This window comes from Terriglobus sp. 2YAB30_2 (assembly GCF_052114765.1).
Classification (GTDB): domain Bacteria; phylum Acidobacteriota; class Terriglobia; order Terriglobales; family Acidobacteriaceae; genus Terriglobus.
Genome location: NZ_JBFRFJ010000003.1, coordinates 139,317 through 165,890 on the forward strand (window position 1 = coordinate 139,317; position 26,574 = coordinate 165,890).

Below are 26,574 nucleotides of genomic sequence, written 5' to 3' on the forward strand. Positions count from 1 at the left end.
AGGCGCTTTCTGGAAGGCGCCGGCGCCTTCAAACTGCTCCGGCGAAAAGATCGCCGGGAGCCCGGGACACAGGACGGCCAGTCATTTAGAATCTGCATATAGCGTCTCCTGTGCGAAAGTGGCGAAATTGGCAGACGCACCAGACTTAGGATCTGGCGGGGCAACCCGTGGGGGTTCAAGTCCCCCCTTTCGCACCAACTTTTTCCACTCCTGAAAGGCATCATGAGCCAGCAGAACAAACCCGCGGAAAACAGCACCACGCTTCACCTGGAAAAGACCGAAGACTACCGCGACAGCTACGCCAACAGCGTGCAGGTACGGATGTCGGTTTGGGACTTCCAGCTTATCTTCGGCACCATGCATCCGCAGGCTGCCGATGAGGTGACGGTGCGCAACTTCCAGGGCGTGTACCTTAGCCCGCAGCAGGCCAAAGCCCTGCTGGGCGTGCTAGGCGAGAATGTGCAGCAGTACGAGCGAGCCTTTGGACAGATCGCTCTGGAACCGAACTTCAATCCTCCGGGACCAGTCCACTAAGTGGTGCCAAATCGCAACGCGGCGTTGCCGCTCTGGGCAATCTATCCGCTGCTCTTCGCGGGGATTTACCTGTCGCACATCACGCTGTTGCGCCTGCCTTACTTCTGGGACGAAGCCGGCTACTACATCCCTGCCGCGCTGGACTTCTTCCGTACCGGCACGCTGATTCCCTTCACCACCGTCACCAATGCGCATCCTCCCTTGCCCTCGATTCTGATGGCCGGCTGGTGGCACATTGCGCGCTTCGTTCCCTCGGCAACGCGCACACTGGTGGTCATGGTCAGTGCCGCTGCGCTGCTGGGTGTCTTCCGCGCAGCGCGCCTGCTGGCGGGCACCGCGGTTGCAGCCACGACCGTGCTTTTGACCGCCGCCTTCTCCATCTGGTTCGCGCAGAGCACGCTGGCGCACGCGGATATCTTCGCAGCGGCCTTTACCCTTTGGGGTCTCTCGTTTTACTTCGAAAGCCTTGTCCGGACGAGCTCCACCCGGAATGCCATCTGGGCAGCTATGCTCTTTGCCTTCGCTGCTCTGGCCAAGGAGACGGCCATTGTGACTCCTGTGGCTCTCGCCGGTTGGGAGCTGGTAACGGGCATTCGCGCTCGCAAGGTGCGGTGGACCTGGGTGCTGGTGCTGGCGTTTCCCTTGCTGCCCCTCATCGCCTGGTACCTCTATCATCAGCACGAGACCGGATACATGTTCGGCAACCCGGAGTTTGTGCGCTACAACGCCACGGCAACGCTCGACGCCAAGCGAATCGCGCTCTCGTTCTATCACCGCATCCTGCACCTGGTGGTGCATATGAACATGTGGGTGGCTACAGTGCTGACAACCGGAGCCCTGCTGCTGACGCCCTATGCCCCGGATCGTGCCCGGCGTATCGCAGCGCCGGCCATGGCGGCGATCGCCGTCGTCCTTCTGGCTAACCTGCTTGAGTTCTCCGTCCTTGGCGGAGCATTGCTGACCCGCTACCTGCTGCCCTGCTTTCCCCTGTTGCTGCTTCTGTATGTCAGCCTCTGGCGGCATCACTTCCGGCAGTGGTGGTTGCTGGCAGCTATCAGCTTCGCGGGATTTGTTGCAGCCATTACCGTCAATCCTCCATACGCCTTTGCTCCCGAAGACAACCTGACCTACCGCGACTTCGTAATGCTGCACCAGCAGGCCATCAACATCATTACGGAGCGTTATCCCCAGGCAACCGTCCTGACAGCATGGCCTGCATGGACAGAGCTGATGCATCCGGACCTCGGCTATGTGAAGCAGCCGTTCAAGGTCGCACCCATCCAGAACTTCTCAGTCGAAGAGGTACAAGCCGCAGCCCGGCATCCTGAGAAGTACGACACGGCGTTAATCTTCAGCACCAAGTACGAGCCCGCGACAGGCAAGCTCAACCTCGGCCGGCCGCTCGAAGGCGAGGCCACCCGGTACTTCGACTTCCATCGCGACCTGCTGCCAGCGGAGGCCGCCGCCGTGCTGCATGGTGAAGTCGTGTGGCAGGCGCAGAAGAATGGCGAGTGGGCGGCAGTGATCCGTTTCCCCAGAACCGTGGACGCTGCCATCGAGGCTCCAGAGACGTCAAAACACCTATAATCAGACCGGTGATGATGTTTTCGAAACGCCGCATTCTAGAGCATTTTTCCTGTTGCTGGGTATCCCGGAAACCGCATGCAGCGGCGTTTTCGTTGAGGAAAACGCCCATAGATGCAAAAGCCCTGCACTACCCCTACACGAAAATTGCTCTCCTGGGTCTTCTCTCGGTTGCAGGCGCCGTGACGGCACAGGCTGCACCCGTCTCTCATGGCCACGTTGTGCTGGTGTTACCGTTCGACAACCGCTCAGGGCAGACGGGATTGAACTGGATCGGCGATTCCTTTCCGGAGATGCTGAACCAGCGTCTCTCGTCCTCCGGTTTTCTGACCATCAGCCGCGATGACCGCATGTATGCGCTCGATCATCTCGGTTATCCCCTGGATCTGAAACCCAGCCGCGCCACCGCATTGCGGATTGCACAGACGCTGGACGCCGACCTCATCGTCATCGGCAGCTTCACCATGCAGGGGGACCGGCTGGCAGCGCAGGCGCAGGTACTTGACGTCAACAAACTCTCGATGTCCAAACCAATTGAAGAATCGGTCGACAAAAACCGCTTCTTCGATCTCGAAAACGCGGTCGCCTGGAAGATTGTGAAGGACGTGGATCCTTCCTTTCCTGTCGCGGAGCAGACCTTCCTGACGCAGAGCGCCAATGACAAGCTGGAAGCTTTTGAGAGCTATGTCCGCGGCGTCTCGGCACAGACGCCCTCAGAGCGGCTGAAGCGGCTTAAGACAGCGGTCTCGGTCTCCCCGGACTATGCCGCCGCCATCCTGGCGCTGGGCAAAGCGCAGTACGCGCAGGGACAGTTTGAAGAGGCTGCGGCTACGCTGTCCAAGCTTCCGCAGAACAATCGCCTGGCCCTGGAGGCGAACTTCTATCTTGGCCTGGCCAACTTCAACTCCGGCCAGTATCCGGCCGCGGAGACGGCATTCGGTTTTGTCGCCAGCCGTCTGCCTCTCCCCGAGGTCGTAAACAATCAGGGAGTCGCGGCCAGCCGCCAGGGGAAAGACGCCGGAGCACTGTTTCAGCGCGCCTCCACGGCCGATCCGAAGGATGCCGATTACCACTACAACACCGCGACCGCGCTCTTTCAGCGCCGCGACCTCCCCGGAGCGAAGGCTGAGTTGCAGAAGACCCTTAGCCTGAGACCGGCCGATGTCGAAGCTCCCTTGCTGCTGCAGAAGATCGATAATCCATCCGTTGATTTCGAGGCACTGCCCCGTATCCGCCGGACCTACTCTGAGTCCGGATTCCGTCAGGCCGCCTTCGAGCTCGAACAGATGCGGGCCATGCAAACTGCGACTCTGCCTCCGGCAAAACAGTCTGAGGCACTTGTGCAGCAGGGACAGGACTATCTCCAGCAGGGTCTCGTGCTGGAGGCCGAGCGTGAGTTTCAGTCGGCGCTGCAGATGGACACAACCTCAGCCGCAGGCCACATCGGTCTGGCACAGGTACGCGAGCGCAGCGGCAACACCGCGGAAGCCCGGAGCGAGGCTGAGGCCTCTCTCAAGCTGAAGCCCAACGCCGCAGCCTACCTGGTTCTGGCCAGACTCGAACTGGGGGCCGGACAGCTTCCCCAGGCAGCAAACGACGTCAGCAATGCCATGCGCATTGAGCCCAGCAACGCCGCCGCCATCGCGCTGAAACAGACCATCGCCAGTCGCGGACAACCGGTGCAGTAATGTCGCTCGCGCTCGTTTCTCATCCGACGGTTCTCTTCGTTGCGATCTTCATGGGCGTGCTGCTGATCTACGCAGAGGCCAATCGTCCGGGCACCATAGTTCCCGGCTGCGTCGGTCTTCTGCTGGTGCTGGCCCCTCTGCCTGCCCTGCTCACGCCTCCCGTACGTCCGGCTTCGGCTGGACTTCTCTCGGCAGGTTTTGGCCTATGTGTCCTGCAAGCGTGGATTCCTGTCCGCTGGCTGGCTACGGTGATAGGCGTTGGCGGCATGGCAGCTGGGATCGCACGGTTTTACGACAGCTCGGTGCAGCCGAACCCGGTCGCCGGAGTTCTGCTGAGCGGGATTCTGGGCGTCACCACCAGCTATCTGGCAACAGTTGCACTACGAGCGCGCCGCGCCAAGCGCCTCACGGTACACTAGAAGCATCGTTTTTCGGTAAGGAGTCACCGCTGTTCATGTCGAAGTTGTGCCGCGCGTTTCTGCTCGCAGGTTTAGGTCTCGCCTCCGTCGTCTCCACTTCTGCATACGCGCAGACGTCCACCACCAAGCGGCTGGCGAAGCACATTGACCGCATGGACTTCGCCCTTCAGGGCGCGTACGTCAGCCACTCCAGTGTCAATGGAACCAACTATCTGAACCAGAAGGTCGATCAGAGCGTGAGCACGACCTTTGGCGCTTTGGTGCAGCTTCGATACACCATAAAACCCCCGGTCGGATTTGAGTTCAACTGGAACTACAGCCGCTCAACCCAGACCTACTTGGGAGCCACCCCTTCTGGCATTTTAACGGTTCAGGCAACACCGAACGAGTTCACTGGCGGGTATGTCTATCATGGGCCGGAGATTGCCGGGATTAAGACATTCGCCTCAGCCGGAGCCGGCTCAACCGACTACAAGCCGACCCGCTTTGGCGGTGTTGGTCTACAGCCGCAGTGGCGCCTCACCTACTACTATGGATTCGGCGGCGAGATGCCGGTCTTTACACCGAACATTGGCATTCGTGTTCAGTTCCGCCAGGCCTTTCATAAGGCGCCTGACTTCGGAGCGAACTACCTGCAACTCGAGAAGCAGAACACGACCATCGAGCCTGCTTTCGGGTTCTACGTACACTTCTAGGTAACTTTAGGGGGATATCCACCGCGCCATAGTTGGCCTATCATCGCGTTTGTAGGCTATGGCTGACGCCGTGGCCCGGTGGATACCATCCCCTGTTATGAGCACTTTGGTCGACGACCTGGATCTGCAACCCGCGCGGAAAGATCGCGAAATTCATCTCAGCACCGGCTCGGTGCTGGGCATTTTCTTTGCTGCTGCCTTGATCTGTGCCTTGTTCTTCGGCTTCGGCTATACCGCCGGCCGCCGCTCGGCGATTGCCACCCCCGCCGAACAGAGTGAATCCGGCAGCAACTTCAGTAATTTCAAGCCCGCGCCCGGAGCGGTCGCGATTCAGCCGGTCCCCGGTTATCTCTCGGCAAAGCAGGCGGCTGACGCCAACGCAAATACCGGCACGCAGCAGTATTACGGCGCTGCCGGTAATACCACGGCTCAGGCGCCGCCTGCCGTCACCGCCGCGAATGCTGATACCACGCCGAAGCCATCTCAGCCGGTAAAGACATCCACCCCCACGCAGGAGCCCGTACCAGCGCCGGCACCCGCTCCGCGCCTTGCTGCCACCGTCGCACAGCCGCAGGTACCCACGGTACAGCCAGTCTCCCTGCCAACAACGCAGCTTCAAGGACCGGCCATCGTGCAGGTTGCCGCAGTCTCGCACCAGGAAGATGCAGAGGTGCTGCTGAGCGCATTGAAGCGGCGTGGCTACGCGGTCTTTACGACCTCGGCTCCGACAGATCACCTGATCCACGTGCAGCTCGGACCGTTCTCCAATCGCAAAGACGCAGAGGCGATGCGTCAGCGTCTGCTCTCGGACGGCTATAACGCCATCGTCAAATAGCAACCGCGTCGATGGCCGCAGGCAGCTTCTCGTAGATACCACCGAAGCCACCGTTGGACAGAATAGCGACGACGTCGCCCGGCTGCATCTCCTTCACAAGCTTCGCGACGATCGCATCCACATCCGGTAGCAGCTCCGCGGGCTTACCAGCAGATTTCAAACCAGCGACGACACTCTCCGGGTGCAGCCGTTCTTCGGCTGGAATGCTCTCGCTCTTGAAGACAGCGGCCAGGATGATGGCGTCAGCCACCGCCAGCGACTCGATCAGCTCTTTCTCAAAGACATTCCGGCGCAGCGTATTCGAGCGTGGCTCCAGTACAGCGATCAGACGCCGCGATGGATACTTTGCGCGCAAAGCACGTAGCGTCTCGCGGATAGCAGTCGGATGATGCGCGAAGTCATCAATGATGGTGACACCGTGGGTTTCGGCAATCACCTCGAGGCGGCGCTTCACGGAACGGAAGCTGGCAAGAGCCTCGACAATGCTGGCAGAATCAATTCCCTGCGTCGCAGCCAGGGCCGCGGCAGCAGTTGCGTTGAGGGCATTGTGTTCGCCCGCCATCGGCAGGTAGAGTTCGGCAAAGGGTTCGCCACCGCGAAGCAGCGACCAGCGCGAACCTTCGTCTTCATGGCGAAGGTTGGTCACTCGCCAGTGGGAGTTCTCCGCCAGTCCATAGCGCTCTACGCGGCAGAAGGCGCGGGCGACGCATTCGGTGACGTTCGCGCTGCCGTCAAAGGCGACGACGACGCCATTGCGCGGCACAAGGTTCACGAACCGCTTGAACGCTGTCTTCACGCTGGCAAGATCCGCGTAGATATCGGCGTGATCGAACTCGACATGCGTCAGGATCGCCGCCTGCGGGAAGTAATGCAGGAACTTCGGTCCCTTATCGAAGAAAGCAGTATCGTACTCGTCGCCTTCGAGGATGAAAGGCTTGGTGCCGCGAACGCGAAAGCTGGTGCCGAAGTTTTCTGCAACACCACCGATCAGGAAGCTCGGCGAGAGCTCCGGCCTGCGGCGCGAGGCTACCTCAAAGATCCAGGCAAGCATGCTGGTGGTGGTCGTCTTGCCATGGGTTCCGGCAACGACAAGCGAGTCGCGGCCGCGAAGAAACTCATCGTGGATCAACGTTGCCATCGAGAGGAACGGCAGGCGATGCTCCAGCACATACTCCAGCTCGACATTGCCGCGCGAGATCGCATTGCCGACAACCACAAGATCAGGTGCAGGCTGCAGGTTCTTCTCGGCATAGGGCTCAGAGATCGGAATACCCAGCGACGCCAGAAGATCCGACATCGGTGGGTACGCTGCCGCGTCTGAGCCCGTGACCTTGTGTCCCTGTGCCTGCAGCATGCCGGCCAGCGAAGCCATCGCCGTGCCGCAGATGCCGATGAGATGGATGTGTTTGAGTCCCTGCATCTAGACGACAGCGCTTTCCAGAAAGTTGAGTTGCGACTCGTTGGAGCAGTCGAGCATGCACGACACGCCCAGCGGCAGACTGATATTCGGCTCCGAGACATGGCCCGAGCGCAACCCTATCGCCACCGGCCCGGCGAAGTCACGCAGCGAGTGTTGGATAGCATCTTCAAGCAGTTGCATATCTTCCGGAATAACGCACTGCTTCATGTCTCCGAAGACAATGCCCTGCACCGTATCCAGCCTGCCTGCCCAACGCAGATGTAGCAGAATACGATCCCACTGGTAAGGCTTGGTGCCGATGTCTTCCAGAAAGAGAATGCTGTTGTCAGTCTCCGCCGCCCAGGGCGTCCCCAGTGATTGCGCAAGGATCGAGATGCAACCGCCGCGCAGAACTCCGGTCGCTTTGCCTGGGCGCAGCACGCGCAGGCCGTCCGCAGAAGTCAGGCTCCATTCCGATGCACCTTCGAAGACCGAGTACCAGCTCGGCCAATCCACACCATTCTCGCGGGCAAAGTCTGCGGCTACCATCGGGGCATAGAAGGTGTTCAGGTTGCAGTGCGTCTGGAAGTAGGTGTGTAGCGAGGTGTGATCGCTGTAGCCGATGAAGACCTTTGGATTGGCTCGAATCAGCTCGGTATCGAGCAGGGGCAGCAACTCCGCTGTTCCCCACCCACCGCGCGCTGCAATGATGCCATCGATGGTCTTATCCGCAAAGGCTGCATGCAGATCGTTGACTCGTTCTGCGGCGGTACCAGCGTAGTAGAGCGGACCTCCGCCGAAGACATGCGGATACAGCACCGGCTCATAGCCCAGCTCGCGCAAAGCAACTGCGCCCTTCTCTACCAGCGCACGCTGAGGTGTGCTCGCCGGTGACACAACCGCCAATCGAGCGCCCTTGCGCAGCGCCTTCGGCTTGGGGCTCACAGGGTGACCTTTCCAACACAGATAATCTCAGCAGGCCCGGTCAAACGCATCTCTTCTGCCGGCGTAGGCCAGACCACGCGCTGGGTTCCGCCCTCAGCCGTAGCCTCAAGTGTCGTGCTGCAATCGCGCAACGCAATCGCTGCGGTCGACGAGGCGCATGTGCCTGTGCCGGAAGACGCCGTTGGGCCAACGCCGCGCTCAAAGATGCGGAAGGCGATATGCCCCGGCGACAGCACACGGACAAATTCGACGTTGGTCTGCTTCGGAAAATCAGGATGGAAGCAGATCTTTTCGCCTAGCGCCTGCCAGGCAAGCCCATGCGAGGAGAAGTCATCGGTGTCCACAAAGATGACGAAGTGCGGATTCCCAACGTTGACGTTGGCTCCTTCCACGGCGCCGACGCCCTCGATCTGGACTGTCTGCGGATTCACCTGAGGCACTCCCATGCCGGTCTCGATCAGAAAGCCCGTATCTTCGCAGGAGACGGTCGTGCACGCGCGCGGTCCACCGTGCGTCCCGAGCGTTACCTGCTTCAGGCCCTCGCTATAGGCCAGCCACGCAGCCACACAGCGGGTGCCATTGCCCGAGAGCTCTGCTTCGGAGCCGTCGGCATTGAAGAGGCGAAGGAAGTAGCTGCCATCGTCGCGGCGTTCAAGGAACTCAACACCGTCGGCGCCGACGCTGGTGTTGCGGGCGCAGAGCTTGCGGGCGATCTCTGCATGTTTACCGTGAGCCAGCGTCTCTTCCACCACGAGGAAATCATTGCCACAGGCGTGTGCTTTTACAAAAGGAATCATTGTTTCTCTCTACTTCTTCGGCTGATAGATCTGTGACTCGTAGATCCGGGCGCAGGGCTGCCCTGTCGTACAAAGCACAGTCAGCTCTTTCAGGTTGCTGGAGTTCTTTTTGACTGCATCCGAGACCGGATCCTTGTCGATAGCAACCACATAGGCAGCATACTTCGCCGGCTCAGCAAGAGCCCGATGGAAGCTGTCGTAGTCCGACTCGGAGATGAACTGCTTCAACGGAATTCCGGTCTGCTGAATGGCTCCAACATGGTCTGAGGTGTACATCATCACCGGCAGCCCCTGCGGCATAGCCAGAAGCTCGCGGGCAATGGAGGTCTCAAACGGAACGCGTGTGCGCGAGTTAACAATGCCTTCCTTCAATACCAGCGGCGTAAACCATGTCATGGCCACGCAGTTCGCGATCGCAAGCACCATCACCGCGGGCTGCAGGAAAACCGCCTGCACGGGCCGGGTACGGATGAGACGGTTCTCGAACCATGCAACTACGACAAAGGCAAAGACGACCAACGCCGGAAGCAGCTCCATGCCGTAACGCGCGTTGTAGTACGAGTGCGGATAAAGCTGCGGAATGAAGATCGGCACCGATCCGAATGAGACCGAATAGATATAGAAGGGCAGCGGCATCCACAGAAGGACCGACGCGCGCGCCAGCCCACGCTTCCACAGCATCCAGGTGCCGGCAATTGCAGCCGCCATCAACAGGAAGCCCGTCTCCCAGGCAGCGGCATCCACCTGCGCGGTCCGTGTATAGAAGAGCAGTGCCCAGGCGGGGTTATGCCAGCCGCGATAGTGCTGCCCCGGAGGAGCTGTCTTGCGCTCGATGGCAGCGGCCGAGTACGGTCCACGCATGAAGTCCAGCGGATCTCCGGTGTAGCGCCAGTTGTGCGCCATCCAGCCGATGGGAGCCAACACGGTCAGCACGGTGAGAATGATGAAGGCGACACGCACCCGCTCGAAGACACGCTTGTTCTTCACCAGCGAGATAGTCAGCATCAGCCAGACGCACGCGGCAAGGATCCAGCCGTCGTAGCGTGTGTAGACCGAGAGTACAGACAGGATGCCGGCGGCAATGAGCCTGGCCTTGACCACACGGATCTGCTCGTCGCGAATAGCGTCGATGCACTCCATCACAACAACGGTCGACCAGACGAAGATCGCGAGGAACAGCGGCTCTGTCATGGCAGTGGTTGCCAGGTAGAGAAGGTTCGGGTTCAATGCATAAAACAGCGTCGCGCCAAAGGCCCAATGACCTGGCAGCATGCGGCGGGCAAGACGATAAAAGCCGACATTGCCAAGAATGTAGAAAGCAAAGGAAGGCCAGGTCCCACCTGTGCCTGTCTGCCACCACTCTATCTTGGAGACGAACGGCACCAGCAGCAGATGCGGCAGCGGCAGCCAGACGCTGCCAATCTGCGGCAGCCCCGGATTCACCGAATCGATGATGCGACGCGCGATGGCGAGATGAGCCACTGCGTCGCCGTAGAGCAGAAGGTATCCGCGCGAAGCCGAGATGAGTACTGCCAGAAAGGCCAGGATCATTGACGCAAGCGCAATGGGAAACATCTCCTCACGCTTCGCCGGCTTGATGGCCATGCGCGCGGCAATGGTCCCCTCATCATTGGGGATAGCGTCACGATTCCCCTGACGCGGCTGTTCGTTGTACTTACGCCTCAAGCTCAAGGTGTGAGATCTCCTGGAAGAGACGGAAGCGTTCCTCCACCTCGTCCTTCGTCGTGTGCTGCAGACGCTCGGTCCCGAAACGCTCGACGGCAAACGACCCCATCACGCCGCCGTAGAACATCGCCTTGCGGAAGACTGCGGGCGTGAGCTTCGGCTGCGATGCGATGTAGCCGTAGAAGCCGCCGGCGAATGAGTCGCCGGCGCCGGTCGGATCCACAACCTCATCCAGTGGCATGGCAGGAGCGCGGAACGGCAGCGTGATGTGCGTCGTGTCCACAAAGCTGCGATCACAGAAAAAGGCGGTGGCGCCATACTCTCCGTGCTTCACCACCAGGGCCTTCGGCCCCATCTCCATCACCTCGCGTGCGGCCCGCAGCAGGTTCGGCTCGCCCGCCAGCATACGTGCCTCGCCATCGTTGATGAGCAGGACGTCGAGCTCCTTCAGGACCTTTTCCAGGTTGGCGCGATGATCGGCGATCCAGTAGTTCATGGTATCGCCGGCAACCATCTTCACCTTGGGCAACTGCTTACGCACCTGCAACTGCAATACCGGATCGATGTTCGCCAGGAAGAGATACTCGCTGTTGAGATAGCTGTCAGGGATCTTGGGAGCAAAGGTGCCGAAGACATTCAGGTCGGTCGCCAGCGTCTTCGCCTCGTTCAGGTTCTCGACGTAGGAGCCGGTCCAGTGGAAGCTCTTACCCGCGGCGTGCTCAATACCGGCGACATCGATGCCTTTGGAGGTGAGCACAGCTTCGTGCTCGGGAAGAAAGTCCTCGCCGACGACACCAACGACCCGGACCGGCGTAAAGAAGCTGGCGGCTAGAGAAAAGTGCGTCGCCGCACCGCCCAGAACGTTCTCGCGCTTACCGCTGGGAGTTTCAAGGTTGTCGAAGGCGACGGAGCCTACTACCAGAATTGCCAATGTTCTTGTTCCTCTTTAGATCTGGGATCTTATTTGTAGCAAGGGATCTTATTCGTACTTGTCGAGCAGCAGCGCAAGTTTGGCGCGTGTGGCCGGGGGAATAACCTTCTTGTCGGTCATGACGGCGTACTTCAGCGCCGAGGAGCAGGCACAGGTACGTTCGCCGGTCGGCATGGCCGCAACCGCCGCCTTAACCACCTTGGCCGCATTCGCCGAATTCGTATGCATCACCGCAATGATCTGATCGACGGTGACATCATCATGTCCTTCAAACCAGCAGTCGTAATCGGTGACCATCGCCAGCGTGGAATAGCAGATCTCCGCCTCGCGGGCGAGCTTCGCTTCCTGCAGGTTAGTCATACCGATCACATCCGCTCCCCACGAGCGATACAGGTTGGACTCCGCGCGGGTGGAGAACTGCGGCCCTTCCATGCAGACGTAGGTTCCGCCGTGCTTGCCCACCACACCCACTTCCTTGCAGGCCGACTCAAAGGCCTTCGTGATCGTGGCACAGACGGGGTCGCCGAAGGCGACGTGACCAACGATGCCGTCACCGAAGAAGGTAGACGTCCGGGCAAAGGTGCGGTCGATGAACTGGTCAGGAATCACGAAATCCGTCGGCTTATGCTCTTCCTTGAGCGAGCCAACCGCGGAGACGGAAAGGATGCGCTCCACGCCAAGCTGCTTCATCGCATAAATATTGGCGCGGAAGTTCAGCTCCGTCGGCAGAATGCGGTGTCCTTTCCCGTGGCGGGCCAGGAAGGCGACCTTTCTGCCTTCGAGTTCCCCCAGCACCAGCGGATCGCTTGGATCGCCGAAGGGCGTGGTGATCTTCTCTTCGCGGATGTTGGTAAAGCCGGGCATGGAGTACAGTCCACTGCCGCCGATGATGCCGATCTCTGCCTGCTGCAACGCGTTCATTCTCCTGTTGGGGCCAAACTCTGAGTATATCGTTCAGCAGCGTGGATTCCTGCCTTCATCGCCCCCAGGCGGGCGAACCCTGTGACCAGAGGAGCCGAGAGCGGCTGCAACGCCAGCCTTTCGGGGCCCTCGCCCTGGTTGGAGGTGATCTGATCCCGCAGCTTACGGGCCAGATCTAACGGAAATCCTTCGCTGGTAAAGATGCCGGAGCCCATGGTCGAGACCAGGACATCCCCCTCGCTGGTCGAGTAGACCTCCTCGCCCTCTTTCTCGTCATCCTTGCGACGCTGCAGACCTGAGTACTTGCGCGCCAGTTGCGCGGTATAGAGCTTCTGGAAGCTCTCCGCCGAGTCAGTATTCTTCCAGCGCGAGTAGTAGAGCAGGCCCAGATTGCCGGTCGTTGCCGGGGCATTCTTCTTGAGCCCGGCGTAGTAGACGCCTCCGGCCCAGGCCGGAGCCAGAGCATCGGCCATCTGCGGTCCTGCGAAGAGTTCGGCAAGCATATGGACATCGAACTCCCCAAGCACGCCGACATCGTAGGGGGTGTAGTCCTTCTCGACCAGCGGATGGATATCCGCCAGATGGATGAGCGGCTGCGGAGCCTTTGTCACGTAGGTCTCTGGATGCATGATCTGCGACGTGTTCACCGGTGGATCGTCGAGAACGCCGGTGAAGGCCTTCTGAACGCCGGAGCGGCGCAGGATGGACTGCTCGAAGGTCAGGCCATTTGCATACGGAAAGAGCAGGCTCTGCTGCAGGATGAGGGGAGCGCGCGCCAGCACCGGCGAGCTCTCCGTCCCGCTGAGCATATCCTTCATGCGCCCCATCAGCTCCTCGGGAACATCCGCCAGCGTGCGGCCCGTGTCCTTCATGGAGTAGTCGACAAAGACAACCATCGCCTGCCCCTCAAGAACAGCCTCGCGCGTCGTGTCGACCTCATCGTTCTTGATGTGAGCGTTGTCCTGCTGCGCGTTCTTCGCGATGTCCTTCAGTCCCTGGTCGCCCCACTTGGTGAGGTCGACGTGCTGGTCCTGCAGCGCGTGCGTCAGCTCATGCGCCATCACCGGCTTCTGGGTCTCGGCATCTACCCAGTCCAACAGGTTGATGGTCTTGGTCTTGTTGTCGTAGTAACCCGCGATCTGCTCGGTCAGAAGGCTCAGCAGAAAGGGCTTGAGATCGAAGTCACGGTCGAGCAGACCGAACTTCTTCAGGACGATCTCGCTACGCTCCATGCGCTTGGCGCCCTCGTCCTCGTCGAACTTCTGCTTTAGGTATTTCGTCACCGCATCGCGGGTGATGAGTACCTTCTTCACCGGGCGGCTGGAACGCAGGCCGGAGTCTTTGGCGGCAAACCCCTGGATCTCGTCCACGCTCTTAAAGAGCTCCTCAGCCTCTTTGGGGGTGATGTGGATTTCCGGTTTTTTCCCGGCATCGGAGGTACCCGGAGGAGGTCCGGGCGTCTGGGTCTGGGCAAACGCAGCCAGCGGCAGAAGTGAAACGGTAACAGCAAAAACAGCGCGGTACGGGTGGCGCATCAAACGGGAGTCTCCCATCATCCAACGAAACGTATACTTAGGATAGACGCCGTTTTATGAGCACACTTGCACACAACGAAGCTCCGGCGCTTTCAGTGGACCATCATCTCGCCCTGAAAGCACTCCTGTCCATGGCGGCTATCTATCCCTTGGACGCAGAAGGGCGGATCGCGGTTCGCGGCGAAGACCGAGTTCGCTGGCTGAATGGCATGTTGACGAACAACATTCGCGATCTGAAGGCCGGAGAAGGCTGCTACAACTTCCTGCTCTCGGCCCAGGGGCGTATCCAGCACGACGCCACAGCATTTCTGCTGGAAGATCAGATTCTGCTGGAGACCGCCCGCGAGCGCATTCCGGCGCTCATGGCGGCTCTCGACCACTTCATCATCATGGATGATGTGGAGCTGGAAGACGTCTCCGAAAAACACCAGGGGCTGGGCATTGCCGGCCCCAAAGCCGCAGAGGCCCTGGCCGCAATCGGCTTGGACGTGGCCGGAATTGCGCCTGTCTCTACCCGCGCCTTCGAATGGCGAGGCTCAATCGTCTGGGTTGTCGCTCGGTACAGCCCACTCACGCCGCGCTTCGAGCTGTGGGCGGCGAATGTCGCACAGCTTACAGAGGCTCTCAATACTCTTCCCCAAGCGGATGACAACGCCATCGAGTCTCTCCGGATTCTGGAAGGCGTTCCGGCCATTGGCCGCGATCTGCGGGAGAAGGAGCTGCCGCAGGAGACCGGACAGGCTCGCGCCCTGCACTTCACCAAAGGCTGCTACCTGGGACAGGAGATCGTGGAGCGCATCCGCTCCCGTGGCAATGTGCATCGCACCTTTGCCGGTTTCCGTTTCAGCGGCTCTGTCCCCGCTGCCGGAACGGCTATTCTGGCCGACGGCGCCTCGGTTGGCGAGCTGACCAGCGTAGACTCCGATCTGAATATCGCTCTTGGATTTATTCGCCGCGAGGCCGTGGAACGCGGTCAGGCGCTTACCTACGAAGGGGGCGCTCTGACGTCGTCACCGCTTCCCTTCCGCATCAAATAGAAGGCATTTTATTTATGGCAGATAAAGTTACCCCGTTTGTTGTCAACGATCGCCGCAAGTTCACCACAGAAGGAGAGCTGCGGCCTGAGTCTGAACGTCCTCACGAAGAAGAGCAGGAGGGGGCCTCGAAGGCTGCTGTCACGGCAATGCCGGAGCCTCCCCAATCTGAGCCGGCTGCGGAACCTGAGGCCGCGGAGGCCGCAGAAGCCGACGAGCAGGAGCTGCCGAAGCTTACGGAAGAGCAGGCAGAACGCTCGAAGGCAGCCTATGAGGCGACCGCCGAGCGTCTGGATACGGCTATCCGCGCCGCAAACCCGGGCATGGAACAGCCGCCGCCCGTGAACTTCGACCGCCTGGTGCAGTCCATCTATATGACCGCGATCATGCAGCTCGGCGGCGGAACACCCGAAGGCGAGCAGGCGCGGGTCGACATTCTGGGCGCACGCCAGTCGATCGACATGCTGAACGTGCTGCAGGAGAAGAGCAAAGGCAACCTGACCGAGGCCGAATCACGGATGCTCGAAAACGCTCTCTTCGAAGTACGTATGGCCTTCCTGGAGATTACGCAGGCTTTGGCCCGTCAGGCTTCTCGGCAGCCTGAGTCTCCGCTACCTCCACCGCCGGGCGGAGGTCCGCGCATCGTTCGCTAGTGGCATGGAGGCGACCCTTACATTTCTCGGCACTGGCACCTCTATGGGTGTGCCGACGCTTGGTTGCGGCTGCGCCGTGTGCACCTCCGCAATGGATGGCACACGGCCGCACAACCGTCGCACCCGTGCTTCCGTTCGCCTGGACTATAACGGCCGGACAGTGCTGATCGATACCGGCCAGGACTTTCACTTCCAGGCGATACGCGAGAAGGTCACCCAGGTCGACGCCGTGCTTTACACCCATGGCCATGCCGACCACGTTCTCGGCATGGATGACCTGCGTCCGCTGTCGTTTGCCAATCCCATTCCGCTCTACGCCGACGATGAGACAGCAAGCGTTATCGAACGCATCTTCGAGTACACCTTCCGCACTCAGGATCGCTACATGACCTCTGCGCGTGTGGAGATGCACCGCATCAGCACCGATCCCGGCACCACGGTCGAACTCTTCGGAGCGGTTTTCCAACGTATCCCGGTGCAGCATGGCAGACAGGTCATCACGGGCTGGCGTTTTGGAAAGGCTGCCTACCTGACAGACCTCTCTTCCCTGCCTGACGAAAGCTTTCCGTTGCTTGAGGACCTCGACGTCCTGATCGTGGATGCCCTGCGCCGTGCGCCGCACCCCTCGCACTCGAACCTTGAGAACTCCATCGCACTGGTGGAACGCATCAAGCCGCGGCGGGCGTTCTTCACCCATATCTCGCACGACCTGGACCACGACGCCATCAACGCCGAACTGCCGCCACACATCCGTATGTCCCACGACGGCATGTGCCTCGATTTCGAGATTGCCGAAGACAGAACCGCAGAGGGCAGGATTGCGGGGGGCAAGGAATGAAGATCTTCCGCTCCATTGCCGAGGTTCCGGCGAACTTCGGACCTTCGATCATCAGCATCGGCAACTTTGACGGAGTCCATCGCGGCCACCGCTGGGTGATCTCGGAGATTATTGCGCGTGCCCGGGAATCCGGCACGAAGTCGATTGCAGTCACCTTCGATCCTCATCCGGTGCGCATTCTGCGGCCCGACTCGCCGACGAGGATGATCTCGCCGATCGAAGAGAAACTGCGGCTGCTCGCCGCCACAGGCCTGGATGCAACGCTCGTTCTGCCGTTTACGCAGGAGCTGGCGCAGACCTCTGCCGAGACTTTTATCTCAACAGTCATCTGCAACTGCCTGCGTGCTACCGAAGTACATGTCGGCAGCAACTTTCGGTTCGGCTACCAGGCACAGGCCGATGTGATGCGACTGGCGGAGCTAGGCAACGAACTCGACTTCTCGGCAAGGATCTACGAACCGGTGCCTCTGCGCGGCGGCATTATTTCTTCAAGCCGCATTCGCCAGCTCATCCTTGCAGGAAACCTCTCCACTGCGCGTGTCCTTCTGGGAAGGCCTTACAGCATCTGCAGCACGCCTGCCAGGGGCCGTGGATACGGCACGAAGTATGCCGTACCCACCATCAACCTGGCGCCGTACAGCGAGTTGCTTCCCGCCAACGGCGTATATGTCACCACGCTGCAGATCGGCGAAGAAGGTCCTATCTTCGAAGGCGTGACCAACGCCGGCAACCGGCCAACCTTTGGCCCGGACAGTTATGCCGTCGAGACACATCTCTTCAACTTCCTTCCCGTGGACATGACCGAAGAGACACCATTGCGGCTTACCTTCCTGAAGCACCTCCGGCCTGAGATGAAGTGGGAGTCTCCCGAAGCCCTGAAAGCACAGATCGGCAAAGACATCGGTCGGGCACAGCGCTTTCTGCGCGGCTATCGACGGTTGATGCAGTAGCAAGCCCGAACTCCCATTAGCAGTCTGGATATTCTTTCAGTGGGAAGCCGAGCCGACCGAGAAGAGCACCGTTCGATAAATCCCAAATTTCACCTGCTGATGTCACAAGCTGATTCATCGTTTCCATAAAAAGGACTTCCCAAGCATCGAATTCACAGACGTCTTCGTGCGCTCCAGTTTCCGGATCGAACTTCAAAAGAGTTCTGCTCGTCTTCTTTTCAAACTTCCACAAAACACCGAAAAAAGCATTCCTCTTTCGACTGTAGTGAAGTCGTGAAATTTGACTGCCCGCACCCGGTTCAAAAATCCATCGAAGTTCTCCACTAGAGCGACTGAAACAGCGAACAACGCCGCCCATTTCGGAAAAACAGACCGAATCCGGCGAAAATCGTGCATCCAAAATAATGGAACCAAATCCGCTTAGGACGTGAGTCTGGCCACTTCCGATAAGGAAATTCTGGCGATGGTTGCCTTTCGCCGGTATCCGCAACGCGTCTCCGGATACCTCCTCGACGTAACGTTCGGCATCATCGATAATCTCGATAACTTCGCCGGTATGAATATCGAAGCGCAATACTGATTGCCCATTTTTGGTACACAAGACCGACTTTCCAGATGGGTGAAAACTTAGCGAACTGGGGTAAACGACCCTCTGTTCCCAGAGTTTTCCGCCACTTGGAATGTCATAAGCGGCCACTTTGCCGAGACTCTTAGATAAGCCGGTCACCAAAATTTCCCCGAACGGGGAAATTGAAAGATTGCCGGCACCAGAACAAAAGACAGTGGGAAACTCGCATATTATCTCTCGGGAGTTCAGATCCCAAATCTGGACGGTTTCTTTAAAAAGGCCCGCAGCAATACGAGCTGAGCTACTAGATGCCGCAAGTTCGCGAATAGCGGAATTCAGCATACAACTATGCAATCATCCTCAAGAATCTCCGTTAGTTTGTTCCCATCATCTCGCAGATAGATCTGATGACGCCTCTCAAGGCATTTTTCATTTTGAACTACTGTTTAAATCTGACCACCACCGCCTCCTCCATTATTGCAATAAGAAGCAAAAGGGTGGTTATAGCAGGGATTCACAATAATGATGAAATCTGACAACACTCGCCCACCTCCAATACCGAAATTACGAAGCATTTGTGTCCCTTGTTGCAAGATTTCTTGAGGGGTTGCAGTTGGATTCTCTTCAATCCATCTTTCCCAAGTCCCATTCCAGTCTCCCCCTGCTTTCGTATGAACGCCGTTACCGGAGCGGAGCCGGTGCGACGCCTTTGCTAGCGGAAGTAAATATTTGCCAATATCTATTTCATGACCTCTGAACCAGTTTGCGAACTGTTGCGGAAATATATGGTGTAGTTCTATATCGTCCGGTCCTGCAAAACCGCTTCCGCAAGCCCCGAACTCGCATCCAGGCGTGCTCAAACCGCCCACATCTCCAATCATGGAAGCAATACTGGAGTATGGACCGTGGTGATACGCTCCTTGCTCATCCCAATTCCCATTGCTTGGTCGAGGTTGGAGACTTCCCTTAAATTTCGGGCCACCGGCTAACCAATGGATTAAGAAACCAAAAGCACAACTCGCATCCGCTCCGACGTTGCCCCCGAGAGTCACCGCGGCTCCCAGGCACCCTCCCGCCCCGCCGGGATACCCTACTCCATCGAGTCCAGTCGGATCCATCTCCGTAAGCGGCGAGTTCCCAACATAGGCGTAACGATTGAGGCTCTGCGGATCGGAGTCATCATAGCTTCCGTCGTACGGATCGGGGCTCATCCATCGGCCCTGGGTCGGCGAATACTGGCGGAACATGGCGTGGTCGGTATTAGACTCCGCATCGTGATCGAGACCCGCAAAATGCAGGTTGTCCTGCCCATCGCCCTGGGGACTGATTTCGTTGGCGGAATACTCGTCTCCCCATGGAGCGGAGACGTAGGTTGCTGCAACCGCGCCGGTGTTATCAGTTCGTAACCGCTCCGTTCCAACCGGGTTCTGATGATCGAAGTAGGTCCTGCCATTCCAGGCACGGTAAGCGATCCGCTGATTACCCCAGTAAATGCGGCCCTGGGTGGCAAGGTCACCCGGCTGGTACCAGCCAGTGATACGCCGACCAGCGTAGTCGTAGGTCCATTCGTAGGTGGCGCTACTGGTCTGCGTTCGCACCCGGTGGTTCAACGCATCGTAGGTATACTGCGCGGTCGCACCGCTGTCTACCTGCGTGATGTTGCCTTCCGCGTCGTAAGTATAGATATGGAGCCCATCGTTGCGTAGGTTCCCAGCCGCATCGTAAGAAGCGCCGGTTAGTCCCTGAATCTGGTTGGTGGAGCTGTTGAAGGAGTAGCTCAGATTGTTTCCCGATGGCGATGAGACCGCAGGCCAGCGGTTGCCATACCGGTCATAGCTGTACTGGTAGGTTTGCGACGAGCCGGTGGTGGCAGTAGCCAAGGTGAGCCGGTTCAGCTCGTCATATCCATAGTTGAAGCAGCGGCCTGTCTCGCATGTAGTCGTCACCCGCGAGCCCGTCTTCGCGAACCAGGTTCCGTAGAACTGGCTGCTGTAGCAGTTGGTCCTGCTCGGTGTATTGCAGCCGACCTGCATTGTGAGCCGCCCCATGGAGTCGTACCAGCGTTGAATCGTGTCTCCGTTACCGAGGTCGTACAGAATCGGCCCGAATGGACCGTTCTGAACGTTCGATACCAGGTTGGAAGGATTGTTCGCGTCATTATAAGTCTGATTGGTGATCGATGTGACCTCGCCCGCAGGAGAATGGCTATAAGCAATCGTGCCAGTCGCACCGTCGCCCCATGAGGTGAGGTTTCCGGCCCAATCGTAACCAAACGTCATATGCTTATAACTTGGTGACCAGTTGCATCCCGATGGAGTGCACTCCGACAGGCCAGTGACTCTTCCCATGGCGTCATAACTGAAATTTGACTCTGCCACGTTGCCTAATACGGGGACGGAGGTGAGCGAAAGCCGTCCTTTCAGGTTTGTTTGGGTCGTATTAGCCCAGTTCATGCTGACGTCATAAATAAAGGTCTTCGTGGGAGTCCCATCATCATAACTAACCGAAAGCGCACGACCCACCTTGTCGTATTGGGTCACCGTGTTGGTCCTGGTGCTGGCACTGGTCTGATTAGCACGGGGCCGAGTCCGAGTCACTTGCAGACCCGTCGAGTTGTAGGTATAGCTGTACGTCGTCTCGCCGCGCTCCGGCTCCTTGGTATAGATGGTCCGGCCCAGCGAGTCAGTTTGGAAGATGCGCTGCTGCACTCCCTGCGTGATCGTGGTCTTGCGATTCGCAAGATCATAGGTATAGGTCGTGAGATATCCCGAACCGGGGATGTCCAGACCACAGTCCGGTGGGGCACCACTTTCTCCCTGGTATACGGTGCTCGAAACCTCGCAGACTGCTGCGACTCTTCCCAAGGCGTCAGTCTGGGTTATTTTCTTCACGCCGCTGACATCGGTTACCATCACTGCACGTCCAGTGTATTGATAGCTGGTGGTGCCATCTGGCGTGCTGATCGTCGAGGTACGGCCGAGAGCGTCGTACATATAGCTCGCGCCTGAACCTGAACATTGTTTGGCGGTTGACCAGCCACTTCCCTGATAGCTCAAGGATTGAAACTGCAATTGACCGAGAGAGTTGTAGCAATAATCCGTTTGATACCAAGGATTCGATCCCTGCCCATTCCAAACCGCCACTCTGCCCTGGCGGCCAAACCCATCGAACAATGTCTCTGTATCGGCGTTCTGACCCGAGGTCATGGCCTGTACTGAACTGGTCTGATTGACAGCAAAGGTGAATGTTGATTTGGCGCCAGTGATCGGGTAGTCGATCTCCTTTGCTCGCCCGAATGCGTCGAAGTTGCTGTAGGTGGTCGGCTGCGAGTTTGCATCCGTCGTGCTGGTCAACGCACCGGTACTCACGTCATATCCCGCACCGGTAGAAAGGACAATCCCGCTCGATAGCGTAGGGGCGGTCACACTTGTGGTATACGTGTTTGTCGAATCATGCCCATACGTAGTCGTGCCATTCGGATCAGTCGAAGACAGGAGAGTTCCCGTATCGTCGAAGCTATAGCTCGTGGTGAGTGTTCCGTTAGTGGTGTTGAGCCATCTTGCGACAGAACTGAGATATGGGCCGCCGGCATTACTGGAACCGTGCTGCGGAATCCCTGTCGTTTGCGAAGCTGTGTTGGTGTATCCATAAATCGTAGCGGTTATCCAGCCGCCCGGCCACTCGCCTGGATTGCAGCTTATCTCCTGCGTCAAATCAAAGCCAGAATACACATAGTGGGTTTCCGTAGTTGGCGTGGAAGGAGCACTACCAGCGTAAAAATCCCATCCTTTAACTGCGGTTGTCTTCCCGAGCCACGGCGAGTCAAATACATACTGCTGTTGGCTTTGTAGCCCATTGTCAAGTGTTGTGACAGATGACGATTTTGTGATGTAGTTCGAACCACATCCGGAACACTGAAAGGAATATGCGTTTGCAGTTGTGACTATAGGGGTACCGCTCGCGCTGCCGGTGTAGACTGACACCTTTGTATTCCAGGCGCCATTGTTTAGCGTCATTTCGTAAGCCGTCTCGTCACCGCTCGGCTTGTGGACGACCACTTTTTCTTGACAGCCCGTTCCATTGCTCGCACATTGCGTGATGACCGATGGAGTGAATGTCGTCGCCGGGTCGGAACCAACTGTCCTGCTCGTTAGCCAGCGATTCATGTTGTTGTATGAATCCTGAAAATTGGTCCAGCCGTATTGGATGACACCACCGGTAGGCAAAGTGACCGATTTCATCTCTCCATAGGAGTCATATGTAAAGGAATACGAGCTTCCATCGGGCAATTGAATGCTCTGCACAGGATAAAAAGTCCCCGCCCACCCCGAAACCGCAGGTTGATCGAACCGCGTGAAGATGTCAACAGGTGATGTAGTGACCGTGTAGCGAACTCGTGTGCCGTTGTTGCTGATCGGCCCATTTGGCGCAAGAACGTCGTAATAAGTAACGCTTCCGTTTTTAGTTACGATAACGGGAGTTCTTCCCACATCATCGATGAGATTTCCGTTGGCGTCGCTGGACCAATAGTTGCCGAATCGATCGATTACCTGGGGATAAACCTGGTTGCCATTGTTATCCAGGATGAGAGGATTTCCATTTGCATCCGCCTTCAGTAGGTAACCGCTGGCATCTGATGCGTAATTGGGGCCGATCGTATCCATATACGTGCCGGCGCAGTCATCCTGAATAATTGCTCTAGCGGAGCCAAAATCTCGCACAGTCCCTGAAGGATCGCTCCACGAGACATTGTAGACAGTGGTGGTTTGAGCGCCACCCATCCCCCCGGCGCAAGCATAGGAGGTCGACGGATAGGCCAGGGTATACACCAGAGTGCCAGTTTCGGCTCCTGTGACGAACCTCCATCCTCCCTGAAGATCTGGAGCATTCGGTATATTGCTTGGGTAGAATCCGTAATTCAGGTTGATGCCATTGACGGAAGTGGGAGGGAGTATTCTCCAAATCCGGCTGTCGTAGACAAGCCGCTCATCAAGCTGAAGCGCACCACGCTGTTTGTGCGTAGCGAGCGGAAATTCCATATGCAAATTCCCGTTCGTGATGTTGATGAATCCATTCTCGACAGGAATGTTGACGGCAAACGCCGGATTGCCCGTCGCATAGATGTAGTCCTGAGCAAAGGAATAACCGGCAACCAGGCACAAGTAGATACAGAGAAACAAGCGAGCGGTTCTCATCGTGGCGTCCTTAGAACTCGAAGTAGTTCGATTGAATATTGGGATTGAGCTGGACTTCGGAAAGTTGAATCGTCCACTGTTTCTGACCATCGAGAGACTGCGTATACAGGAACGGAATCATTACGCCATCCACTGGCCGGTAGTCTCCGTATGTAATGACACGCAGGAGTTCGCTTTGCGCTCCATTGGGCCGGATGGCGTTCGCGGTCTTGACCAGGAGATGTGTTTGGGGGTCGAAGTAGAGATCAGTTGCAATATTCTTCCGAGGGGTAAGCGGCTGTTCGATTGTCACCCGGTGAAGACTCATACCGTCGATGACCGTCACGCCATGATCGAGGACCGAGGATCTGGCCTGAAGGTCAGCAAGACGCGGAAGCTCGAACTGCACGATTCCTGATGCTGCGATCTCAGGAGCAAGCGGGAACATCTTTCCATCAGGCTGCTGAATACTGCCTAAACGGTTATTGATCCGGCTGCTGAAAGCTCCAATTGGCGTCTGTACATCGAGACGAAACCTTTTGCTGCCAATAATGGTTAAGGTCGCTGAATAGGAATTCTGGTCACTGCTGTAGGTGATCAGCCCTGATCCCTGCATTCCATTCCAGGGAGCGGCACCCACAACTTTCAGATGTGCAAGCACCTCAGATAGAGCAGCGGGATCAAGCTGTCCAAGCTTGTCTGTGGCGACGGGAATCGGTGTAGGAGCCGGGCGGGACTGAGAATAAGCATTTATAGCCAGCCACGACAATAATGCACAAATTACTGCAGCCCTAGCGATCAGCGAGGGTTTTGACCTACCAAAGCAGAAAGACATCGTACAGTCCCTTTCAGAGAACAGGGACCTGGGAAGAGAACAGCAGGTATTGATCGAACTTTGTTTTTTGGAGACTCTTCGTAAAGTAGACGTAATTCCCAAATGCGTCAATATGCCCTTTGCTAGACACTGGGAAACCTGGGTGGGGAAACCTGGGGACGGAAACCTGGGGACAGACGGAACGTTCCCATTCCGACTCGAGAAAATCTGCGCTTCAAACATCAGTTGTGCCTGCGCGGACCTCTCGGTCGGATTTGCCCCCTCTTTGCGGCGATGAGGTCCTGTTCATCGTCTCTTCTAGAACATGATTGGACATCACACAGTATGCCAGTAGCGACGTTCTAGGCTGTTGCGCAAGCAACAACTTCAAATACACCGCTCGGTCGGTATTGTCTTCTAGAATGTACCGTCTCGCATTGCCAAGCTGTGTAACGTGATGCGGCTCCCCAACTGCAACCACTCGCGCAAATCGTCCCATACCTCGGCTTATCTGTTTACGTCCCGTCTGTCCCCAGGTTTCCCAAGGTTTCCCAGGTTTCAACCTCTTGGTTTCAACCTCTTGGTCCCATCCGATTGGGATGAAATGAGGAACGGAAGACAAGCACCAACGTGGAAGCCGTCGCCTGTCTCTTGCGATGGGAAGGGCTGTTTATCGGGTCCTCAAAACTTCCAGACAATTCCTGCCGATGGCACCGTCTCTTGTGTGAGCTTATTGACCTTCAACATCCGGCCCCATCGGTTTCCTGGATCGGCGATTGCAGGCACGTCATCACTTATTATTTTGAGTAGCCTGTTTCGCCAATTGCTCCTTTGCCAGTAGATGGCTCGCCTGCACGTCGCCTCGGCCAGCTTCTTGTGCGGTCTGTGCTGGCGTCTCAGTGGACTCCTGTAGTGCTTGTTTTGCCGCAGAGCTAATGTTTACCGAAACCGCCGTGCTGTTTGCGGAGCCGCTCGCACGAGAGGTTGATGGAATGGACTTGCCTGTATTTTCTGCTGGGCTTGTCTCATCCGCCGAGTGAGTTGAAGAGAGAGGTGCGGCTGTCTGTGGCGTCGAGGGGTTTGGCGTGGATGATGAAATTGAAGATAGCATAGTGTGCGATTCTCCCTTTCTTACCACCCAATCGGCTGCTCTGATCGATTTCTTTAGTTCTGGACGGCCTCATCGGCCACGCGTGAAGCGTTCCCTAACATCAGTCACACAAACAACGTCGCGAATATGAGGCTAGGTGGGAAACCTGGGGACGGAAACCTGGGGGAAACCTGGGGACAGACGGGACGTTCCTATTCCGACGCGAGAATCTGCGCTTCAAACGTCAGTTGTGCCTGTGTGGAGCTCGCAGTTGGATTTACGCCATCTTTGCGACGACGAGGTACCGTCTCGCACTACTACCTTGTGTAACCTGATGCGTCTCTGAACTTGCAACACTCCCCAAGGTTGTCCCACACCTCAACTTATCTGTTTACGTCCCGTCTGTCCCCAGGTTTGCCAGAATTGGTCTACGAGCTTCGCGTGCGCGGATTTGCCTACAGCTCAAACGCTTACAACTCCCATTTCGAAGCCCCAGACGCAGCAAGGCCGCCCCGAAGGACGGCCCGCTGGCTATGATTCCGAGAACGCCTACTGTTTCATCTTCTCCATGAACGTGAGCGGCCTGACGAACAGGACTACTTGTCCGGGCTGTGGCGTGGCTGTGACCTTACCGCACGTATTGCGCGAAACATATCCGTGCTCAAGAACTTCTTTCGTGATGAAGTTCTTAAGGTCAAGCCAAGAGCGGCTTCCTTCTGGCCCACACAACACGTAAGGAGCATTGATTCGGAAGGATTCGTCGTATTTCACAACGGGATGCTTTTCAACGATAGTACCGTGGCCCGTCGAGATGGGGATGTTTTCCTCGTTTGAACTCAGCGTGAGCTGTAGTCGGGCAACGCCGTTGTCATCCGTAGGTATTGCGATCGCTTCCTTGCGCTCCTTTCCCACCCAGACATTCACGTAAGCGGAAGTCCCAACCATAGGGCGTCCGTTCCTACCGTCAACCAACTTGATTTCGAGCGTTTGAGCAGCAAGTGACATCGCAGGCATGACCAGCAAGACGGTCACAAGCAAGTTGAGCCATCCGCAGCGGAAGGATATTTGACGGTGCCCGATCAGCATTTGGGGTATCCTCCCGCGTTCGTCATGTTCAGCATGTAATGGAAGAACGCACCAATGGGATTGTATACGTAGCCCGAGTCGATGTGAAGGAAACCTGGGGACAGACGGGACGTTCCCATTCCGAACGCGATAAATTTTGCCTTTCAAACATCAGTTGTGCCTGTGCGGATCCCTCGGTCGGATTTGCCCCCTCTTTGCGACGATGAGGTCCCGTTCATCGTCTCTTCTAGAACATGATTGGACACCAGACAGTATCCCAGTAGCGACGTTCTAGACTGTTGCGCAAGCAACAGGAATCGTACGCCTTTTGTTTGTCATCCCGCAGGCGTGACCACGATTTCATATCTTTCTCACTTAGCAGTGATGATTGCAATTTCGCAATAAACTCCAGGTCACCT

Annotated in this window: 21 protein-coding genes and 1 tRNA gene; 11 read left to right on the top strand and 11 right to left on the bottom strand. The window is 57.6% G+C overall.

What is annotated here, in order from left to right; translation table 11 throughout:
* Window positions 1–112 precede the first annotated feature (112 nt).
* The 7 genes from AB4Y89_RS05950 to AB4Y89_RS05980 all read left to right on the top strand — a co-directional run bounded on the left by AB4Y89_RS05950 (window position 113) and on the right by AB4Y89_RS05980 (window position 5,755).
* Window positions 113–197: transfer RNA gene (locus AB4Y89_RS05950), tRNA-Leu, on the top strand.
* 25 nt (window positions 198–222) lie between these two features.
* Window positions 223–534, top strand: coding sequence for a DUF3467 domain-containing protein (locus tag AB4Y89_RS05955; RefSeq protein ID WP_147649113.1), 312 nt, complete (start codon window positions 223–225; stop codon window positions 532–534).
* Window positions 535–2,121, top strand: coding sequence for an ArnT family glycosyltransferase (locus AB4Y89_RS05960; protein ID WP_442299991.1), 1,587 nt, complete (start codon window positions 535–537; stop codon window positions 2,119–2,121).
* Between the two features lie 179 nt (window positions 2,122–2,300).
* Window positions 2,301–3,806 carry a tetratricopeptide repeat protein gene (locus tag AB4Y89_RS05965; protein ID WP_442299992.1) on the top strand — a complete coding sequence of 502 codons (1,506 nt, stop codon included), beginning with the start codon at window positions 2,301–2,303 and terminating at the stop codon, window positions 3,804–3,806.
* A complete protein-coding gene (locus AB4Y89_RS05970; protein WP_442299993.1) occupies window positions 3,806–4,225 on the top strand; it encodes a hypothetical protein in 420 nt (139 codons plus the stop codon). The genes AB4Y89_RS05965 and AB4Y89_RS05970 overlap by 1 nt, the downstream gene beginning before the upstream one ends.
* A 35-nt stretch (window positions 4,226–4,260) precedes the next feature.
* Window positions 4,261–4,920, top strand: a complete 660-nt coding sequence (locus AB4Y89_RS05975; RefSeq protein WP_442299994.1) for a hypothetical protein — start codon at window positions 4,261–4,263, stop codon at window positions 4,918–4,920.
* A gap of 97 nt (window positions 4,921–5,017) precedes the next feature.
* Window positions 5,018–5,755, top strand: coding sequence for an SPOR domain-containing protein (locus AB4Y89_RS05980; protein ID WP_442299995.1), 738 nt, complete (start codon window positions 5,018–5,020; stop codon window positions 5,753–5,755).
* Here the strand turns inward: AB4Y89_RS05980 and mpl are convergent.
* From mpl to AB4Y89_RS06015, 7 genes are read right to left on the bottom strand one after another with little or no spacing between them, the layout of a single operon-like run.
* Window positions 5,748–7,175, bottom strand: coding sequence for a UDP-N-acetylmuramate:L-alanyl-gamma-D-glutamyl-meso-diaminopimelate ligase (gene mpl / locus AB4Y89_RS05985; protein WP_442299996.1), 1,428 nt, complete (start codon window positions 7,173–7,175; stop codon window positions 5,748–5,750). The two genes, AB4Y89_RS05980 and mpl, sit on opposite strands and share 8 nt — an antisense overlap.
* A complete protein-coding gene (locus AB4Y89_RS05990; protein ID WP_442299997.1) occupies window positions 7,176–8,099 on the bottom strand; it encodes a S66 peptidase family protein in 924 nt (307 codons plus the stop codon).
* The gene (gene dapF / locus AB4Y89_RS05995; protein WP_442299998.1) at window positions 8,096–8,896 is read right to left on the bottom strand and encodes a diaminopimelate epimerase; all 801 of its coding nucleotides are present in this window, start codon (window positions 8,894–8,896) and stop codon (window positions 8,096–8,098) included. Before dapF ends, AB4Y89_RS05990 begins: the two co-directional genes overlap by 4 nt.
* A gap of 9 nt (window positions 8,897–8,905) precedes the next feature.
* Window positions 8,906–10,588 (bottom strand): ArnT family glycosyltransferase, encoded by a 1,683-nt coding sequence (locus AB4Y89_RS06000; RefSeq protein ID WP_442299999.1) that lies wholly within the window; start codon window positions 10,586–10,588, stop codon window positions 8,906–8,908.
* On the bottom strand, window positions 10,572–11,513 hold the full coding sequence (locus tag AB4Y89_RS06005) for a PfkB family carbohydrate kinase (RefSeq protein ID WP_442300000.1): 942 nt from the start codon (window positions 11,511–11,513) through the stop codon (window positions 10,572–10,574). The genes AB4Y89_RS06000 and AB4Y89_RS06005 overlap by 17 nt, the downstream gene beginning before the upstream one ends.
* A 48-nt stretch (window positions 11,514–11,561) precedes the next feature.
* A complete protein-coding gene (gene mtnP, locus AB4Y89_RS06010) occupies window positions 11,562–12,425 on the bottom strand; it encodes an S-methyl-5'-thioadenosine phosphorylase (RefSeq protein WP_442300320.1) in 864 nt (287 codons plus the stop codon).
* Window positions 12,426–12,430: 5 nt separating this feature from the next.
* Window positions 12,431–13,969: a hypothetical protein gene (locus AB4Y89_RS06015; RefSeq protein WP_442300001.1), complete on the bottom strand. Its 1,539-nt coding sequence runs from the start codon at window positions 13,967–13,969 to the stop codon at window positions 12,431–12,433.
* Window positions 13,970–14,025: 56 nt separating this feature from the next.
* Here AB4Y89_RS06015 and ygfZ point away from each other — a divergent pair, with 56 nt between their 5' ends.
* From ygfZ to AB4Y89_RS06035, 4 genes are read left to right on the top strand one after another with little or no spacing between them, the layout of a single operon-like run.
* Window positions 14,026–15,006, top strand: a complete 981-nt coding sequence (gene ygfZ, locus AB4Y89_RS06020) for a CAF17-like 4Fe-4S cluster assembly/insertion protein YgfZ (RefSeq protein ID WP_442300002.1) — start codon at window positions 14,026–14,028, stop codon at window positions 15,004–15,006.
* A 14-nt stretch (window positions 15,007–15,020) separates the two neighbouring features.
* The gene (locus AB4Y89_RS06025; protein WP_442300003.1) at window positions 15,021–15,656 is read left to right on the top strand and encodes a DUF1844 domain-containing protein; all 636 of its coding nucleotides are present in this window, start codon (window positions 15,021–15,023) and stop codon (window positions 15,654–15,656) included.
* Between the two features lie 4 nt (window positions 15,657–15,660).
* Complete coding sequence (locus AB4Y89_RS06030) at window positions 15,661–16,494, top strand: MBL fold metallo-hydrolase (protein ID WP_442300004.1); 834 nt, start codon at window positions 15,661–15,663, stop codon at window positions 16,492–16,494.
* The gene (locus AB4Y89_RS06035; RefSeq protein WP_442300005.1) at window positions 16,491–17,444 is read left to right on the top strand and encodes a bifunctional riboflavin kinase/FAD synthetase; all 954 of its coding nucleotides are present in this window, start codon (window positions 16,491–16,493) and stop codon (window positions 17,442–17,444) included. The genes AB4Y89_RS06030 and AB4Y89_RS06035 overlap by 4 nt, the downstream gene beginning before the upstream one ends.
* Before the next feature lie 16 nt (window positions 17,445–17,460).
* On the opposite strand, the gene AB4Y89_RS06040 is transcribed toward AB4Y89_RS06035, so the two are convergent.
* From AB4Y89_RS06040 to AB4Y89_RS06055, 4 genes are all read right to left on the bottom strand, one after another.
* Window positions 17,461–18,354, bottom strand: a complete 894-nt coding sequence (locus AB4Y89_RS06040) for a hypothetical protein (RefSeq protein WP_442300006.1) — start codon at window positions 18,352–18,354, stop codon at window positions 17,461–17,463.
* Between the two features lie 104 nt (window positions 18,355–18,458).
* On the bottom strand, window positions 18,459–23,207 hold the full coding sequence (locus AB4Y89_RS06045) for an RHS repeat-associated core domain-containing protein (RefSeq protein WP_442300007.1): 4,749 nt from the start codon (window positions 23,205–23,207) through the stop codon (window positions 18,459–18,461).
* A gap of 10 nt (window positions 23,208–23,217) precedes the next feature.
* The gene (locus tag AB4Y89_RS06050) at window positions 23,218–23,802 is read right to left on the bottom strand and encodes a hypothetical protein (RefSeq protein WP_442300008.1); all 585 of its coding nucleotides are present in this window, start codon (window positions 23,800–23,802) and stop codon (window positions 23,218–23,220) included.
* Between the two features lie 1,837 nt (window positions 23,803–25,639).
* Window positions 25,640–26,176: a hypothetical protein gene (locus tag AB4Y89_RS06055; protein WP_442300009.1), complete on the bottom strand. Its 537-nt coding sequence runs from the start codon at window positions 26,174–26,176 to the stop codon at window positions 25,640–25,642.
* Between the last annotated feature and the right edge of the window lie 398 nt (window positions 26,177–26,574).

Coding starts and splice junctions, on each gene's coding strand:
- AB4Y89_RS05980 (WP_442299995.1), top strand. CDS start 5,018: ATGAGCACTTTGGTCGACGACCTGGATCTGCAACCCGCGCGGAAAGAT.
- AB4Y89_RS05975 (WP_442299994.1), top strand. CDS start 4,261: ATGTCGAAGTTGTGCCGCGCGTTTCTGCTCGCAGGTTTAGGTCTCGCC.
- AB4Y89_RS06025 (WP_442300003.1), top strand. CDS start 15,021: ATGGCAGATAAAGTTACCCCGTTTGTTGTCAACGATCGCCGCAAGTTC.
- ygfZ (WP_442300002.1), top strand. CDS start 14,026: ATGAGCACACTTGCACACAACGAAGCTCCGGCGCTTTCAGTGGACCAT.
- AB4Y89_RS06015 (WP_442300001.1), bottom strand. CDS start 13,969: ATGCGCCACCCGTACCGCGCTGTTTTTGCTGTTACCGTTTCACTTCTG.
- mpl (WP_442299996.1), bottom strand. CDS start 7,175: ATGCAGGGACTCAAACACATCCATCTCATCGGCATCTGCGGCACGGCG.
- AB4Y89_RS06035 (WP_442300005.1), top strand. CDS start 16,491: ATGAAGATCTTCCGCTCCATTGCCGAGGTTCCGGCGAACTTCGGACCT.
- AB4Y89_RS06040 (WP_442300006.1), bottom strand. CDS start 18,354: ATGCTGAATTCCGCTATTCGCGAACTTGCGGCATCTAGTAGCTCAGCT.
- AB4Y89_RS06030 (WP_442300004.1), top strand. CDS start 15,661: ATGGAGGCGACCCTTACATTTCTCGGCACTGGCACCTCTATGGGTGTG.
- AB4Y89_RS05955 (WP_147649113.1), top strand. CDS start 223: ATGAGCCAGCAGAACAAACCCGCGGAAAACAGCACCACGCTTCACCTG.
- AB4Y89_RS06050 (WP_442300008.1), bottom strand. CDS start 23,802: ATGCAGGGATCAGGGCTGATCACCTACAGCAGTGACCAGAATTCCTAT.
- AB4Y89_RS06055 (WP_442300009.1), bottom strand. CDS start 26,176: ATGCTGATCGGGCACCGTCAAATATCCTTCCGCTGCGGATGGCTCAAC.
- dapF (WP_442299998.1), bottom strand. CDS start 8,896: ATGATTCCTTTTGTAAAAGCACACGCCTGTGGCAATGATTTCCTCGTG.
- AB4Y89_RS06045 (WP_442300007.1), bottom strand. CDS start 23,207: ATGAGAACCGCTCGCTTGTTTCTCTGTATCTACTTGTGCCTGGTTGCC.
- AB4Y89_RS05970 (WP_442299993.1), top strand. CDS start 3,806: ATGTCGCTCGCGCTCGTTTCTCATCCGACGGTTCTCTTCGTTGCGATC.